General features: G+C 66.5%; 14 protein-coding genes. 3 read left to right on the top strand and 11 right to left on the bottom strand.

Features of this window, described 5'->3' with window-relative positions; genetic code table 11:
• The 3 genes from NKF27_RS18220 to NKF27_RS18210 form a co-directional block, all read right to left on the bottom strand.
• The gene (locus NKF27_RS18220; RefSeq protein ID WP_253554118.1) at window positions 1–1632 is read right to left on the bottom strand and encodes a BCCT family transporter; all 1632 of its coding nucleotides are present in this window, start codon (window positions 1630–1632) and stop codon (window positions 1–3) included.
• A 180-nt stretch (window positions 1633–1812) separates the two neighbouring features.
• Window positions 1813–2817 carry a dipeptidase gene (locus NKF27_RS18215; protein ID WP_253554116.1) on the bottom strand — a complete coding sequence of 335 codons (1005 nt, stop codon included), beginning with the start codon at window positions 2815–2817 and terminating at the stop codon, window positions 1813–1815.
• An 11-nt stretch (window positions 2818–2828) separates the two neighbouring features.
• Window positions 2829–4274 carry an aldehyde dehydrogenase family protein gene (locus NKF27_RS18210; RefSeq protein WP_253554114.1) on the bottom strand — a complete coding sequence of 482 codons (1446 nt, stop codon included), beginning with the start codon at window positions 4272–4274 and terminating at the stop codon, window positions 2829–2831.
• Between the two features lie 140 nt (window positions 4275–4414).
• Here NKF27_RS18210 and NKF27_RS18205 point away from each other — a divergent pair, with 140 nt between their 5' ends.
• Complete coding sequence (locus NKF27_RS18205; protein ID WP_253554107.1) at window positions 4415–5341, top strand: LysR family transcriptional regulator; 927 nt, start codon at window positions 4415–4417, stop codon at window positions 5339–5341.
• 44 nt (window positions 5342–5385) lie between these two features.
• Here the strand turns inward: NKF27_RS18205 and NKF27_RS18200 are convergent, their stop codons facing one another.
• The 7 genes from NKF27_RS18200 to NKF27_RS18170 form a co-directional block, all read right to left on the bottom strand.
• Complete coding sequence (locus NKF27_RS18200) at window positions 5386–6294, bottom strand: NAD(P)-dependent oxidoreductase (RefSeq protein WP_253554105.1); 909 nt, start codon at window positions 6292–6294, stop codon at window positions 5386–5388.
• 67 nt (window positions 6295–6361) lie between these two features.
• Window positions 6362–7102 carry an HAD family phosphatase gene (locus NKF27_RS18195; RefSeq protein ID WP_253554103.1) on the bottom strand — a complete coding sequence of 247 codons (741 nt, stop codon included), beginning with the start codon at window positions 7100–7102 and terminating at the stop codon, window positions 6362–6364.
• The gene (locus tag NKF27_RS18190) at window positions 7099–8247 is read right to left on the bottom strand and encodes an ABC transporter ATP-binding protein (protein ID WP_253554096.1); all 1149 of its coding nucleotides are present in this window, start codon (window positions 8245–8247) and stop codon (window positions 7099–7101) included. Before NKF27_RS18190 ends, NKF27_RS18195 begins: the two co-directional genes overlap by 4 nt.
• Window positions 8244–9092 (bottom strand): ABC transporter permease, encoded by an 849-nt coding sequence (locus NKF27_RS18185; protein WP_253554092.1) that lies wholly within the window; start codon window positions 9090–9092, stop codon window positions 8244–8246. The genes NKF27_RS18190 and NKF27_RS18185 overlap by 4 nt, the downstream gene beginning before the upstream one ends.
• Complete coding sequence (locus tag NKF27_RS18180) at window positions 9079–9912, bottom strand: ABC transporter permease subunit (protein WP_108449221.1); 834 nt, start codon at window positions 9910–9912, stop codon at window positions 9079–9081. The genes NKF27_RS18185 and NKF27_RS18180 overlap by 14 nt, the downstream gene beginning before the upstream one ends.
• Window positions 9909–10778 carry an alkaline phosphatase family protein gene (locus NKF27_RS18175; RefSeq protein ID WP_253554089.1) on the bottom strand — a complete coding sequence of 290 codons (870 nt, stop codon included), beginning with the start codon at window positions 10776–10778 and terminating at the stop codon, window positions 9909–9911. The genes NKF27_RS18180 and NKF27_RS18175 overlap by 4 nt, the downstream gene beginning before the upstream one ends.
• Before the next feature lie 132 nt (window positions 10779–10910).
• Window positions 10911–11987: an ABC transporter substrate-binding protein gene (locus NKF27_RS18170; protein WP_253554088.1), complete on the bottom strand. Its 1077-nt coding sequence runs from the start codon at window positions 11985–11987 to the stop codon at window positions 10911–10913.
• A 317-nt stretch (window positions 11988–12304) separates the two neighbouring features.
• Here NKF27_RS18170 and NKF27_RS18165 point away from each other — a divergent pair, with 317 nt between their 5' ends.
• Window positions 12305–13051: a UTRA domain-containing protein gene (locus NKF27_RS18165; protein WP_231498696.1), complete on the top strand. Its 747-nt coding sequence runs from the start codon at window positions 12305–12307 to the stop codon at window positions 13049–13051.
• Window positions 13052–13088: 37 nt separating this feature from the next.
• On the opposite strand, the gene NKF27_RS18160 is transcribed toward NKF27_RS18165, so the two are convergent.
• Complete coding sequence (locus tag NKF27_RS18160) at window positions 13089–13991, bottom strand: LysR family transcriptional regulator (RefSeq protein WP_108133476.1); 903 nt, start codon at window positions 13989–13991, stop codon at window positions 13089–13091.
• 219 nt (window positions 13992–14210) lie between these two features.
• On the opposite strand from NKF27_RS18160, the gene NKF27_RS18155 reads away from it, so the two are divergent.
• Entirely contained in the window at window positions 14211–15224 is a 1014-nt protein-coding gene (locus NKF27_RS18155) for a D-cysteine desulfhydrase (RefSeq protein ID WP_253554086.1), read from the top strand.
• Window positions 15225–15282: the final 58 nt, after the last annotated feature.

Below are 15282 nucleotides of genomic sequence, written 5' to 3'. Positions count from 1 at the left end.
TCAGGCCTCCCCTGTAGCGCTGGCTTTTTGGCTGGTGATGCCCTGGGCGCGGGCCATGGCGAGGGCGGCCTGGGGGCCGGTCCACAGCGACGGCAGCAGCACCAGCGACACCGGGATGGCGGTCAGCACGATGAACTGTTGCAGGGCGCTGATCTGCCCCGCACCCATGTACAGGAGGATAGCCGCCATCAGCGCCATGGCGATGCCCCAGAAGGCGCGAACCAGCGGGCTCGGCTCGTCGTGGCCGGCGCCGACCACGGCGATGGCGTAGCTCATGGAGTCACCGGTGGTGGCGACGAAGATGGTGGTCAGCACCAGGATCGCCACCGCCATGACGGTACCGCCGGGCAGCGCCTGGGCCACGGTCAGCGTAGCCACGTCGAACTGGAAGTTGTTGAGCGCCTCGGTCAGGTCGATGGCTCCGGTCATCTGGTAGAAGATGCCGGAGCCACCCAGCAGGGTGAACCAGATGGCCGTGGCTACCGGTGCCAGCACCGCCACGGTGAGCACCATCTGGCGAATCGTGCGGCCCCTGGAGATGCGCGCGACGAAGATCGCCATCAGCGGGCCGTAGCCGATGAACCAGGCGAAGAAGAACACCGTCCACCACTGCATCCACCAGTCCGGCGCGCTCTGGGCGGTCATCGTCGACATGGCGAAGAACGACGTCAGGTACTCGCCGAAGCCCTGGGTGAAGGCGTTGACCATGAACAGCGTCGGGCCGAACAGGAAGATCACCGCGGCGATGGCCAGCGCCAGGAAGACGTTGAAGCGCGACAGGATCTGGATGCCCTTGTCGATGCCGGTAACCGCCGAGGTGACGTAGACCGCGCCAAGGCCGATCAGGATGATCAACTGGGTCATGTAGGTGTTGGCCACACCGAACAGCTCGTGCAGACCGAAGCTGACCTGGGTAGCGAGAAAGCCGATGGGGCCGACGGTACCGGCCACCACCGCAATCACGCACAGGGCGTCGACCACGCCGCCCAGCGGGCCCTTCATCAGCCGCTCGCCGAGTACCGGATAGAGCAGGGTGCGCGGCTGCAAGGGCTGGCCCTTGTCATAGTGGGCGTGGGACAGCACCACCGCGGTCAGGCTGCCGAGCACCGCCCAGGCCAGAAAGCCCCAGTGCATGAACGACTGGGCCAGGGCCGGGGCGATGGCGGAGTCGCTGCCGGCCTCGATGGCCGCGCTGCCGGCAAAGGCCGGCGGCGTGACCACGAAGTGGTAGATCGGCTCGCCGGCGGCGAAGAACACCCCGCCCCCCGCCAGCAGGGTGCACATGATGATCGACACCCACTTGAAGGTGGACAGTTCCGGCGTGCGGGTGTTGCCGATGCGTGCACTCGCCGCCGGGGTGGCGATCAGCCCCATGGCGATAAAGAAAGTCAGCAGCAAGAGGATCTGGAAGTAGCTGCCGAGCGCCTTGGCGGTCCAGGCGAAGCCCGTGCCGATGGCCCCCGCGACGCCGTCGATGTCGTACAGCGACAGGCCAACGAACAGCAGGATGAAACCGATACTGAGACAGAGCACGACGGGGTCGCCCAGGCGATACTGGCCGGCGGGCAAGTCCGCGGTGGCTGGCGCCGAGCGATCGGCGGGTGACGAGGTGCCGGTGGTGGAGGTGGTCATGGCATGAACCTCTGGCGTGCGGCACCGTCGTGGCGGTGCCTGTTATGGTGATTGATGGCCGCTGGCATTCGGTTGTTGTTGAAATCTGGAATGCCGGCGGGTCGGTGGCTGACGGATGGCTGGTCCAGGGTTGGTCGAGGGCTGGTCGGTGGCTGGTCGAGGACTGCTCCGAGGGTCGCCTCAGGCGACCTTGGCGATACCCTGAGGCGTGGCGGCGCGCTCCAGCAGCGCCACCCAGTTGCGGCCCATGATGCCGGCCACTTCGTCCTCGTTCATGCCGACGTCGCGCAGGCCCTGGATCAGGTTGGGGAAGTCGCGGCTGTCCTTGAGCCAGGCCAGTGGCCGCGGCCAGCCGGCGTTGGTGGCGCTGCCCTCGCCGTAGTCAATGTCCTTGGACCAGCGGCCGTTGCGCATCCAGTCGAGCACCGAGGTGGGCTGGTTCTGACACAGGTCGGTGCCGATGCCCAGGTGTTCGACCCCCATCAGGTCGGCGGTGCGGGCGATCATCTCGCAGTACTCGGCAAGGGTGCAGTCGGGGCCGTTGCGCAGGTGGAAGGGGTAGGCTGAGAAGCCCAGCAGGCCGTTGCACTCGGCGATGGCCCTGAGTACCCGATCGGACTTGTTGCGCTTGGCCGGGTGGAAGCTCTCGGGGTTGGCGTGGGAGATGATCACCGGGCGGCTCGACAGCTCGATGGCCTCGAGGGTCGAGCGCTCGGCGCTGTGGGACATGTCGATGACCATGCCGACCCGGTTCATCTCGCGGATCACCTGGCGCCCGAAGCGGGTGATACCGCTGTCTTCTGCCTCGTAGCAGCCACAGGCCAGCAGGCTCTGGTTGTTGTAGGTGAGCTGCATGATCAGGAGGCCGAGATCGCGCATCACCTCGACCATGTCGATGTCGTCCTCGATGGGCGAGCAGTTCTGGGCGCCGAGAAAGACTCCGATGCGCCCGCTGGCCTGGGCCTTGGCGATATCGCCGGGCCCGCGTACCGGCATGATCAGGTCCGCATGGGCCTCGAAGCGGCGGTTCCACTCGCCCAGGCGCGACAGCGTCTCGCGGGTGGTCTCGTGGTAGACCAGGGTGGCGTGGACGGCGTCCAGGCCGCCTTCGCGCATCTGCTCGAAGATTTCCCGCGACCAGTTGGAGTACTGCAGGCCGTCGACGGTCAGCATTTCTCGGGACATGACGTCTCTCCTCAGGCCTTGACGTAGCAGGTCTTGACCACGGTGTAGAACTCGCGGGCGTAGCGGCCCTGCTCGCGGGGGCCGAAGCTCGACGCCTTGCGGCCGCCGAAGGGCACGTGGTAGTCGGTGCCTGCGGTGGGCAGGTTGACCATCACGCAGCCGGTCTCGGCGCGGGCCTTGAACTCGCTGGCAAGCTTCAGCGAGTCGGTGATGATGCCGGCGGTCAGGCCGAAGTGGGTGTCGTTGAGCACCTCGATGGCCTCGTTGGCGTCGGCGACCTTGATCACGCAGGCGATCGGGCCGAACACCTCCTCGCGATTGATGGCCATGTCGTTGGTGGTATCCACCAGAAGCGCCGGTGCCATGAAGTAGCCGTCGCTGACTGCGCTGACGCGCTCGCCGCCGAACACCAGCCGGGCGCCGTCGGCCTGGGCACGCTCGACCCATGCCAGGTTGGAGGCAAGCTGGCGGGCGTCGGCCGCCGGGCCGATGTGCACGCCGTCTTCCAGGGCGGGGCCGACACGCACCTGCTTCAGGCGCTCGATCAGTCGTTCGACGAAGGCGTCGTGGACCTTTTCTGTGACGATCAAGCGCGACGAGGCGGTGCACTTCTGGCCGGTGCCGGAGTAGGCGCCGTTGAAGGCGGCCTCCACGGCGAGGTCGAGATCGGCGTCGTCGGCCACGATCAGGGCGTTCTTGGAGCCCATCTCGAGCTGGCACTTGACCAGGTTGGCGGCGGTGGCGCCGGCCACCCGGCGACCGACCTCAAGCGACCCGGTAAAGGTCAGGGCGTTGATCTCGGGACTCGAGATCAGGGCGTCGCCGACGCTCGAGCCCGGTCCCATGATCAGGTTGAAGGTGCCGGCGGGCAGCGCCTGGCGGCTGAGGATCTCGGTCAGCGCCCAGGCGCTGCCCGGGACCAGGTTGGCCGGCTTGAACACCACGGCGTTGCCGAAGGCCAGCGCCGGGGCGATCTTCCACACCGCGGTGGCCATGGGGAAGTTCCAGGGGCTGATGACGCCGACTACTCCTACCGGCTCGCGGCGCACCTCCACTTCCACGCCGGGACGCACCGACTCGGCGCGCTCATCGATCTGGCGCAGCACCTCGGCGGCATAGTAGTGGAAGAACTGGGCAGAGCGGTGGACCTCGCCGACGGCCTCGGCCAGGGTCTTGCCCTCTTCACGGGCCAGCAGCTCGCCGAGCTCGGCCTTGCGCGCCATCAGCTCGTCGCCCACCGCCATCAGCACGCCGTAGCGCTGCTCCAGGCCGCTCTTGGCCCATTCGCGGCCACCCCGGCGGGCGGCGTCGATGGCGTCCTTGACCTGCTCGGTCGAAGCCTGGGCGTAGACGCCGATCAGGTCGCTGGTATCCGACGGGCTGCGGTTCTCGATCTGGTCGACGCCGTCGATCCACTGGCCGTCGATATAGAGTGCGTAGGCTGACTGCTGAGACATGATGACCTCCTGTAACGAATGCGACACAGCCTAGGAGAGCCATCAAAATAAAGATAATCAATAATAACGAGCATATGATAAGTAAGGCTTACCGCCTGTCTGTGTGACGGCCTGTGTGACGGCCCGTGTGAGGAAATGCCATGCTCCCCGACCTCAAGATCCAGCCGCTGCGCTACGTGCTGGCGATCGTCGACCACGGCGGCTTTCACGCCGCCGCGCGCCAGCTTCACCGCAGTCAGCCGGCGGTGTCGATGGCGGTGCGCGAGCTGGAGGCGCGGCTTGGCGAGGCGCTGTTCGAGAAGGGTGCCCAGGCGAGCCTCACCCCCTTCGGCGAGTACTGCGTGCCGCGCTTTCGCGAGCTGATCCTCCAGCATGATCGCCTGAGCCGTGACCTGCTCGCCCAGGTCGAGCGCCAGGCGGGGCATCTAGATATGGCGGCGGTACCGTCGGTGGCCAGCCGCCTGATGCCGAGCTTGCTGTCGGAGTTCGTCGAGCGTTATCCGGGCATCCGCGTGGCACTGCACGACGGCAACGCCGACTTCGTGCGCGAGCAGGTGCTGGGGGGGGAGGTGGATATCGGGCTTTCAAGCCTGTGGCAGCCTGACGACGCCCTGGCGTTTACCCCTTTGCTGCGCGACAAGGTGGGGGTGGTGTGTCGCGATGACCATCCCTTCGCCGGGCGCGAGAGCCTGCACTGGCGCGAGCTTGCCGGCGAGACCCTGATCGGCAACGGCACCTCGCGGCTGCTCGAGGGCACCGAGGCCGAGGCGCTGCTGGCGAGTCCCACCTTCTTCATCTCCAACATGATCTCGCTGACCGCAAGCCTGGTGGCGGGGCTCGGCATCACCACCCTGCCGCGACTGGCGTTTGCCGAGGAGTACGAGCGGCTGAGGTTCGTTCCGCTGGAGTGCCCGGTGGTGGAGCGCCAGGTGGGACTGGTGCGCCTGGCCGGTCGCAGCCTGTCGCCGGCCGCCGCTGCCATGGCGGCCTTTATCGTCGAGCGCCTGGAGGAGGGGCAGGGGCAGGATGGCCATGCCCCGATCAGCCAACAGCCGACCAGCCAATAGCCGATCAGCCAATAGCCGATAACGCCCGGCGAGCTCGCCGTCCGTCAGTCGTTGCGGTCGAGTTCGCCGGCGTCCATGCCGTTGCGTCGCCGGACCTCGAGCAGCAGGGCGCTGTGATCGAGGTCGGCACCACCCGCGTTGACCAGATCGCCGAACAGTCGGTCGGTCAACTCAAGCAGCGGCAAGTCGAGGCCGAGTTCCCGGGCGACGTCGCAGGCGGCGCGGGTGTCCTTCAACTGATGCCTGGCCGGGCCGCCGGGTGCGAAGTCGCCGTCCAGCATGCGTTGGCCATGCTGGTCGAGAATCCGCGAGTAGGCGAAGCCCCCCAGCATGGCCTGGCGCACCTTGGCGGGGTCGGCGCCGCCGGCTTCGGCCAGCACCAGGGCTTCCGACACCGCCGCGATGGTGCTGGCCACCGTCAACTGATTGACCAGCTTGGCCAGGGCGCCGCTGCCTGCCGGGCCAATATGCAGGGGATGGCCCATGGCCTCGAGAATGGGCTTTGCCCTGTCGTAATCGACGGCGTCTGCTCCGGCCATGATCGAAAGAGATCCTTCGCGCGCGCCCTTTTCGCCGCCGGAGACCGGGGCGTCCACCCAGCCAAGGCCAAGCTCGCGACAGCGTTCGGCCAAGGCGATTGCCTCGCTGTGGCCAATGGTCGACATCACGATGAGCAGGGTACCGGGGGACAACTGACGGGCGATGCCGTCGTCGCCGAACAGCAGCGTCTCGCATACCGCGCCCGAACTTACCATCATCACCACCGCCTGGGCGTTTGCCGCTGCCTCGATGGGTGTCTCGGCCAGAGTGGCGCCAAGTTCGCCCAGCGGGGCTGCCTTGTCGATGCTGCGATTCCAGGCACGCAGGGGGAAGCCTGCACGGATCAGATGACGGCCCATGGGCAGGCCCATGATACCGGTGCCCAGCAGGGCGATGGTGGCAGGAGAGGTCATACGGGCGGCTCGTTGTAGATTAGAAAGTAGGTAACAGCCTAACCTCTTCCGCCCGGTGCCTCCACGCTCAGTCGACCTGCCGCCACCACTGTACCGGCCAGCCGCGCTCGCGGGCGGTGGCATCAAGCGTCGGATCCGGGTTGATGGCGAAGGGACGGTCGACGAATTCCAGCAGGGGCAGGTCGTTACGCGAGTCGGAGTAGCCGAAGCTCTCCACCGGGGTGTGCTCGGCCAGCCACTCGCGCAGCGCCTCGAGCTTGCCGCCCTGGAAGGTGCGGATGCCCTCGGCCTTGCCGGTGTAGCGCCTGCGCGAATCGAGTTCGAGGGCGGTGGCCAGCGCTTGATCGGCACCGAGGCGCTCGGCCAGCGGCCCGACCACGTGGATCGGCGAGGCCGAGATGATCACCACCCGATGGCCCTGGTCACGGTGCCAGGCCAGGCGTTCGTGGCCCTGGGGGAATAGCCGGGGCACCACCTCGGCCTCGAGGAAGGCGTCGACCTGTTGCCTGACGTCGGCCTCGCTGCGGCCGGCCAGCGGCGTCAGCAACAGCGCCAGATGGGCTTCCATGTCGAGCGTCCCGGCGGCGTAGGCGGCCATGTGTTCGGCGAAGGCGGCGCGGTAAGCGTCGCCGTCCTCGATCCAGCCGAGATCGATCAGCCACTGGCTCCAGAGTCCAGTGATGTCGCCGTTGAGCAAGGTGTCGTCGAGGTCGAACAGGGCCAGGGTCATGGGCGCGTCGGGGGCCTTGGCGGCGTCGCCGTGGCAGGCGTCAGTGATCATGGTGACAGGGCTCGTCAGGTCGTTCATGCATCCAGCTCCTGAACCTCGTCGAGATCGACGTGGATCGTCACCTCGCAGCCGGCGGGCAGCAGGCTGCGGGCGGAGCGATTGAGGGTATCGACGGCGAGGCTGGTGCCATCGCAGTCGATGTCGTAGCGCACGATGTTACCGAGCAGGCGATGTCGACGCACACGTCCGCTGACGCCCGGTCCCACCCGCGCCGGCCGCTCGCCACCCAAAGGGCGGCCCTGCACGCTGAGATAGAGCGCCTCGGGGCGCAGCGCGACTCGCCCGGCCTGGCTGCGAAAACCCAGCAGTGGCGCGGCCTCGACGGCGTCGAGCAGGCAGTAGTGGCCCATGAAACCGGCGGCGTTTTCGTCCCGGGGCCGGGTGTAGAGCACCTCGGCGGTGTCCTTTTGCAGGATCCTCCCCTGGTGCATCAGGAACACCCGGTCGGACATCAACATGGCCTCTTCCTGATCATGGGTCACGAACAGGGTGGTCAGGCCGAGGGTCTTCTGAATCTCGCGGATCTGGTCGCGCAGATGTCGACGAATGCGGGCGTCCAGCGCCGATAGCGGCTCGTCCATCAGCAGTACCTTGGGTTCCACCACCAGCGAGCGTGCCAGTGCCACCCGCTGGCATTGCCCGCCCGACAGCTGGTGGGGAAACTTGTGCGCCTGGTCCTGCATCTCTACCAGGCGCAACACCTCGTCCACCCGGCGCGCGCGCTCGTCACCGGGGACCTTCTGCATGCGCAGGCCGAAGGCGACGTTGTCGGCGACCTTGAGGTTGGGAAACAGCGCATAGTGCTGAAACACCATGCCGACTCCACGTCGCTGGGGCGGCAGGCGGGTGATCTCGTCACCGCCGATGTGGATGCTGCCGGCGTCCAGCGAGGTCAGCCCTGCGATGGCCCGCAGCAGGGTCGACTTGCCGCAGCCGGACGGCCCCAGCAGGGTGATGAACTCGCCATGCTCGATATCGGCGTCGATGTCGGCGAACACCGAGGTCTCGCCGAAGCGCTTGGCCAGCCCCCTCAGCGAGACCGCATTGCCGTTTTCCTGGCGGCCTGGCGCTGACGGGGCCGTGGTCTGGGCCGAGGACGGAATAGTGGACGGGACCGTGGACGGGGCGGCGCGCTGGGTGGCAGGTGTGGTGGCAGCCATCATCGTGTGGCCTCCGTGATGGTGTGCTCGGCCTGGCGATTGCCCAGCCAGGTCAGGATCAGGGTAAAGGCGAACAGGGTGATCACCAGGGCGCTGGTGAAGTGACCGCTGGCGCCGCGCATATTGTTGAGGTAGACCTGCAGCGTCTCGAAGCGGGTGCCCACCAGCATGTTGGCGAAGACGAATTCGCCGACCAGGAACGAAAACGACAGGAAGATGGCGATCTGCACTCCACCACGCAGGTTGGGCAGGATGACCAGAAAGAAGGCTTTAAGCGGCCCGGCACCCAGCAGCTGGGCGGCGTCCATCAGGCTTTGCACGTCCACCGCACGCAGGCTGTTGGCAATGGCGCGGTACATGAACGGCAGCACGATGGTGAAGTAGGTGGGAATCAGGATCCAGGGGGTGCCCACCAGCGGCAGCGGGCCGCCGGCGTAGAGCTTGAGTAGCCCCACCGAGGACACCACCGGGGGCACCGCGAAGGGCATCAGGATCAGGGTGTTCATCCAGCGGTCCAGCCACGGATAGCGGGTGTGGGCCAGCAAGGCCACCGGCATCACCAGCACCAGCGACAGCACCAGGGCACCCACGGCGACGGCCAGCGACCGGGCGAAGGCGGCCACAAAGCGCGGGGTGGTCCACAGCTCCACGAACCAGGCCAGGGTCAGTCCATCGGGGACCAGGGTCGCGCCCCAGCGGGTGGCCAGGGCGTAACCCAGGGTCGCCACCAGCGGCAGGGCCAGCACCGCGAAGACGCTGCCGACGATCCAGGCGTAGGGATTGAAGGTCGCCGACAGCGACGCTGCGGTCGGGCCCTTGTGAGCCGGCAGGGTTTCAGCGTGAGCCATGCTGTGCACTCCTTCTCAACAGCCACTGCTGGACCAGGGTGACCAGCACCAGCAGCAGCACCAGGATCAGCGCCAGGGCGCTTGCCAGATTGGGCTCGAGGAACAGGTCGCCGGCCACCAGGTTGGCGATACGAATGGTCATCAGGTTGTAGCTGGTGTTGACCAGCGCGTAGACGGTGGCGTAGGCGCCCATGGCGTTGGCGAACAGTACCGTGAAGGTGCCGGCCAGGGCCGGCCACAGCACCGGCAGGCCGATGCGCTGCCAGTAGGCGATGCGCCCGGCGCCGAGCAGGCTGGCGGCATCACGCCATTCCGCCTTGAGGCCGGCGAAGGCCGGGAACAGCAGCAGGATGCCCAGCGGAATCTGGAACCAGGTGTAGATGACGATCAGCCCGCCGGTGGAGTAAAGACGCACGTCCTCGATGATGCCGAGTCGTTGAAGCGCCAGGGTCAGCACGCCGTTGGCCCCCAGCAGGATGATGAAGGCGAAGGCCAGCGGCACGCCGGCAAAGTTGGAGGTCATGTTGGTGAAGGCGATCATCGCTCGCCTCAGGCGTCCGCCGGAACGCACCAGGGCGTGGCAGGTCAGGGTGGCGATGACCAGGCCGATGGCGCTGGACACCAGCGAGATGGTCAGGCTCTTCCAGATCGCCTGGCGGAAGAACGCCGACTGGGCGATCTCCTGAAAGTGGCCAAGGCCCCAGTCGCCGTTGACGTTGAAGGCGCTGATCGCGACCCAGGCCATCGGCGCCAGCTGGAAGGCGGTGAATATCACGGCGAAAGGCACAAGCCACAGCCAGGCCGGTAGGGGCGCCTTCACGATCCGGCCTCCTCGTTGCAGGTGGCGTTCGCGGTGGATGCGACGCTGGCAGTGTTGGTCGCGGCCAGCAGCTCGGGATGCCAGGGCTTGTCGTGGGAGAGCCCGAGGACGCTTGCCAGGGTGCCGCACAGGTGGGTCTGGCGGATGACCCGTTCGGCGGGGTCGGCAAAGGCGTCGCCGAACAGCCACAGCGGCACCCGGCGTTCTTCTTCCAGCAGGCCCGAGTGGGAGCGATCGGCGTTCATGCCATGGTCGGCGGTGATCATCACCTGGCAGCCGTCGGCCAGCCAGCGTGGCAGATAATCGGCCAGGGCGATGTCGGCGTGGCGGGCGGCGTTTCTGTACTGGGGCGAGTCGCCGCCGTGACGGTGGCCGGTGTCGTCGATGTTCATGCTGTGAACCAGCAGGAAGTCCGGCGCGTGGCGTTGCCTCAGGGCCTCGGCGTCGCTGAACAGGTGATCATCCGGATAGTGGTCCTGCCAGTAGAAGATGCCGGCCTGGATGGCCGCCGCCGGATCGTCGAGGAAGCGGTCGCGGGTGCGCTCGAAGGGTGCCTTGACGTAGAGCTCACTGACCCAGTGATAGGCCGCCGCTGCGGTGGCAAGGCCCTGGCCGCGGGCCAGGTCGAACAGGCTGGTGCCATGGGAACGGCGCACGATGTCGTTGTGCACTACCCCGGAGTCCACCGGGCGATCGCCGGTCAGCAGGCACTCGTAGAGCGGCCGAGACATGGCCGGCAGCTCGCAGTCGAGGTGGGTGATGTAGCCGCGTCCGGCCTCCACCAGGGCGCTCAAGTGGCCCATGGCGTGATGGCCGACGGCGTGATTGAGGCCGTCCAGCACCACCAGTATGACGGGTCTGGTCATGATGACTCCCGGCCGCGCGGCAATACAGGGCGCGGCGCTGTCGCGAAATGGCGTGGAATGCGCTGAAGACAGGCCCCTTGGGCACTGTCTTCAGCGGTCGATCGACGTAGCGGCGCTGTCCTCAGCGCTTGATCACTGCTGGTGGATCAGCACCTCGGACTGCCACTGGCGCGGCAGCACCTTGGCGCTCTGTTCCCAGGCGGCAAAGTCCTGGATCGGGCGGGCGCTGGCGTACTGCTCGTTGGGCAGCAGCTTGGCGGCGATATCGTCGGGCAGGGTCAGGTGGTCGGCGCGGATCGGGCGAGCGTAGCCCTCGGCCAGGTTGAACTGCCCTTCGTCGGACAGGATGTACTCACGGGCCAGCTTGGCGGCGTTGGGGTGCTGGGCGTGGGTGTTGATGATGGTGGCATAGCCGGAGGTCACCGAAGCGTCCGAGGGGATCACCACCTCGAAGGCGTCACGGTCGATCTGGTCGCGGTAGTTCAAGGCGTTGAAGTCCCACAGCAGGGCCACTTCCACTTCGCCCTTCTCCAGGTTGGCGATGGACACGTCGGCCAGCGACAGTCGGCCCTGCTCGGCCAGTTCGGCGAACAGCTCAAGGCCCGGGGCCAGATTGCCCTCGTCGCCACCGGCGGCGTAGGCGGCGGCGAGCACCGCATTGTTGGCCTGGGAGGCCTGGCCCACGGCGCCCACCGATACCGAGTAGTCACCCTCGCGCAGGTCGGCGAAGGAGCTCGGGCGCTGGTCCTCTTCCACCAGGTTCTTGTTGATCATCAGCGCAATGGTACCGGTGTAGCCGAGCATCCAATGGCCATCTTCGTCCTTGGCCCAGTCGGGGATCTCGTCCCAGGTGGTGGGCTTGTAGGGCTGGGTCACCCCCTGCTGCACCGCGATCGGTCCGAAGGCGAAGCCGACATCGCCGATATCGGCGGTGGCGTTCTCGCCCTCGGCCTTGAACTTGGCGACTTCCTCGGCGGAGCTCATGTCGGTATCGGTGTGCGCCAGGCCGTAGACGCTTTCCAGGTCGGCCCAGGTGTCCTTCCAGTTGGCCCAGGTGTCGGGCATGCCGACGCTGTCGACGCGGCCTTCCTGCTTGGCGGCCTCGATCAGTGACTCAAGCTCGGCGGTGCTTGCCTGGGCGGCGGTGGACAGCAGGCCAGCGCAGGCCAGGGCGGTCAGGGTCGGGTAACGCAGAGAAGTGACGATCACGGGAGGGTCTCCGGGTCAGGGGCGTGAAGTCGACGGAAACCGATGCGCCTTTCTGGTCTAGATCAGTTTCCGTTGACGATCACCCTAAGGAGCTAGCGTGACAGCCTCGTGTCAGTTGCGTGGCAGTCTCGTCTCAGTCCATATGAGCTAGGTAAAGGACGAAAAACCCGACTCGTTCGAGCACTGTCATCGCGTTGTCACCGGCTTGCCACTAGACTGCTGAAATTACGTTGAACCTTCTTTGGTCTATACCAGAAAGCTGGACGCCGCCGGATACTGCCCGGCGGCGATCCTGGTCAGAGCTTCGAGAGTCCGCCTTGCCTACTGTCCCTGACGACACCTCGCACGACGCCTCACCCTCCCATCGCCTGCGCGAGCGTCTTGCGCCCTTGCTGAGTCTGGCCTCGACACGGGGCGATCGCCGTCTGCCCAGCGAGCGAGACATGATGGCGCGCCTCCAGACCACCCGCATCACCCTGCGCGAGGCACTCAATGAGCTGGAGGCGGAGGGCTGCGTGTATCGCGAGAATCGGCGCGGCTGGTTCGTGTCGCCGCCACGGCTACGCTATGACCTGTTGGCCTGCCTGCCGTTTCACGAGATGGTGCGATCCCAGCAGCGCAGCGCCCGCACCCTGTTGCTCAGTGCCGAGGAAGTGATCGCGCCCGTCACGGTCGCCCGCCGGCTGGGACTCGCCGAAGGCGAGCGCGTCTACCGCATCTGTCGTGCCCGGCTGGTGGACGAACGCCGGGTGCTCTACGTGGAACACCATCTGTTGCCGCGCTGCTTTCCCGCCATTCTGGAGTTCGATCTGGCGCGGGAATCGCTGACCGAGCTCTACCGCCGCGAGTACGGCATCCGGGTCGGGCGGGTCAGCTACGAGCTCGGCACCTGTGTACTTTCCAGCGACGCCGCCAGCGCGCTCAACGCGGTACGCGGCAGCCCCGCCCAGCGCATCACCCGCATCAACCACGACCAGAACGGCCGTGCCATCGACTGTGATGATGAGTACTGGCGCCACGACGCCATCGAGCTGACGCTTTCCGCCGCCCCTCAGGGAGTTTGAGGTGCGAGATCGAGGGGCTTCGAACTGCAGGGGAGTGCTAGACCGCGGGAGGGCGTTCTTCCAGCAGGTGCCACAGGGGGGCTGCCACTGCCGCTTCGTCGCGATGGCGATAGCAGGCCACTTCCAGAGAGGGGCCGCCGAGGATTTCCTGCAAGGAAATCAGCTTGCCGCTCTCGAGGTCTTCCTCGATCAACCCGTGGGGTAGCCAGCCGATGCCGAGACCGGCCAGGGCGAGTTGGCGAATGCCGATGGTGAAGGCGGTCTCGCAGACCAGTTCGATCTCGTAGTGGCGTTGGGCATCGAGCAGGTAAGGCGTCGCCAGGGCCTGGCCAAGAAAGCTGTCCGGATCGTAGCCGATCAAGGGCAGTCGTTGACCTTCCTCGAGTTCGTGCATGAGACCACCGTGATGATCCGACGCACACACCGGCAACAGCCGTTCGACGCCCAGTGACAGCCGCTCGACGCTATCGCTGCCACTGAACAGGGGAGCGCCCTCCAGCTCTGAACACAGCAACAGGTCGGCCTTGCCTTGCTCGAAGTCGTGGATGCACTGGCTGCGGTCGGATGAGGTGATCTGCAGTCCCACCTCAGGCGCGTGATGACGCAGGTGGCGCAATAGACGCGGCAGGTAGCTGACGGTCAGGGTGTGCTGGGTGGTCAGAATGGCCCTGGGCCCCTGGCGGGCATCGCTTCTGAGACGACTGCGCATGGCGTAAAGGCGTGCCAGCCACTCTCGCAATTGGGGCTCGTACGCCCGCGCGTGGGCGGTCAACTCCAGGCGCGAGGCGCTGCGATCGATCAGCGCCACCCCCAGCCATTCTTCCAGCTGGCGGATACGGCGCGAGAATGCCGGCTGGGTGACGTGGCGCCGTTCGGCCGCCTGGGAAAAGGTGCCCGCTTCGATAAGCTCGAGAAAATCCTCTATCCATTCGATCTTCATTGGTGTTTTGGTCTGCCTTGGTGGGTAGCGGCCGGGTCTAAGCAGTGGCTATGCAAAAATTTAACAGCTGGCGAGCACCTTGGCATTGGTCTCATGTTCCAGGCGAGGCTTAACTTGGAAGCGATCGCTCGAGGGCAGGCCTTCAGGCCTGCTGTGTCTTTCGACGTAGGTCGTCAAGAGAGCACGCCAATGCCAACAATGACTCGCCTGGAGGCCCGTATGCACCTGTCCCGTTTCCCCCGTGTCCGTCTCGGCCATATGCCCACCCCGCTGGAGCCCATGGACAACCTGAGCAAGCTGCTTGGCGGTCCACGCCTGTGGATCAAGCGCGACGACTGCACCGGCCTGTCCACCGGGGGCAACAAGACCCGCAAGCTTGAATTCCTGATGGCCGACGCCCTGGAACAGGGCGCCGACACCATCATCACCCAGGGCGCCACCCAGTCCAACCACGCCCGCCAGACCGTGGCCGCCGCCTGCAAGCTGGGGCTCGAGTGCCACATTCTGCTGGAAGACCGCACCGGCAGCGAGGACCCCAACTACAACTACAACGGCAATGTCTTCCTTGATCAGCTCCACGGCGCCAGCGTCGAGAAGCGCCCGGGCGGTGCCGACATGGCCGCCGAGATGGAAGGCCTGGCCGATCGTCTGAAGAGTGAAGGCAAGAAGCCCTACATCATCCCCGGCGGCGGCTCCAACGAGATCGGTGCCCTGGGCTACGTCAATGCCGCCCTGGAACTTCTGGCCCAGGCCAACGACATGGGTCTGCGCATCGATCATCTGGTCCACGCCACCGGCAGCGCCGGCACCCAGGCGGGCCTGGTCACCGGCCTCAGCGCCTGCAACGCCGGTATCCCGGTGCTCGGCATCGGCGTTCGCGCGCCGAAGGACAAGCAGGAAGCCAACGTCTTTGCCCTGGCCCAGAAGACCGAAGCCAAGCTCGGCCTGTCCGGCGTCGTCAGCCGCGAACAGGTGGTCGCCAACTGCGACTACGTGGGTGAGGGCTACGGTGTGCCCACCGACAGCATGATCGAGGCGGTCACCCTGCTGGCCCGTCACGAAGGCATCCTTCTGGACCCGGTGTACTCCGGCAAGGGCATGGCAGGGCTGATCGACCTGATCCGCCAGGGCCACTTCAAGCAGGACGAGAACGTCGTCTTCCTGCACACCGGCGGCGCCGTTGCGCTGTTCGGCTATCCCGATACCTTCGGTTTCCCCGACTACAAGGGCTAGGCCCAGGGCGCTTCAGGGCAGGCGCCCGCTGAGTTCGGGCGCCCTCGACGACGTTATT

The organism is Halomonas sp. DN3, from assembly GCF_024137905.1.
Classification (GTDB): domain Bacteria; phylum Pseudomonadota; class Gammaproteobacteria; order Pseudomonadales; family Halomonadaceae; genus Halomonas; species Halomonas litopenaei.
Note: the sequence above shows the minus strand (reverse complement) of the source record. Positions and strands in the feature narration are given on the sequence as shown.

Excerpts from the sequence above, each read along its gene's own strand:
- NKF27_RS18210 (WP_253554114.1), bottom strand. The coding sequence starts at position 4,274 with ATGTCTCAGCAGTCAGCCTACGCACTCTATATCGACGGCCAGTGGATC.
- NKF27_RS18200 (WP_253554105.1), bottom strand. The coding sequence starts at position 6,294 with ATGACCTCTCCTGCCACCATCGCCCTGCTGGGCACCGGTATCATGGGC.
- NKF27_RS18215 (WP_253554116.1), bottom strand. The coding sequence starts at position 2,817 with ATGTCCCGAGAAATGCTGACCGTCGACGGCCTGCAGTACTCCAACTGG.
- NKF27_RS18185 (WP_253554092.1), bottom strand. The coding sequence starts at position 9,092 with ATGGCTCACGCTGAAACCCTGCCGGCTCACAAGGGCCCGACCGCAGCG.
- NKF27_RS18155 (WP_253554086.1), top strand. The coding sequence starts at position 14,211 with ATGCACCTGTCCCGTTTCCCCCGTGTCCGTCTCGGCCATATGCCCACC.
- NKF27_RS18160 (WP_108133476.1), bottom strand. The coding sequence starts at position 13,991 with ATGAAGATCGAATGGATAGAGGATTTTCTCGAGCTTATCGAAGCGGGC.
- NKF27_RS18190 (WP_253554096.1), bottom strand. The coding sequence starts at position 8,247 with ATGATGGCTGCCACCACACCTGCCACCCAGCGCGCCGCCCCGTCCACG.
- NKF27_RS18220 (WP_253554118.1), bottom strand. The coding sequence starts at position 1,632 with ATGACCACCTCCACCACCGGCACCTCGTCACCCGCCGATCGCTCGGCG.
- NKF27_RS18175 (WP_253554089.1), bottom strand. The coding sequence starts at position 10,778 with ATGACCAGACCCGTCATACTGGTGGTGCTGGACGGCCTCAATCACGCC.
- NKF27_RS18205 (WP_253554107.1), top strand. The coding sequence starts at position 4,415 with ATGCTCCCCGACCTCAAGATCCAGCCGCTGCGCTACGTGCTGGCGATC.
- NKF27_RS18195 (WP_253554103.1), bottom strand. The coding sequence starts at position 7,102 with ATGAACGACCTGACGAGCCCTGTCACCATGATCACTGACGCCTGCCAC.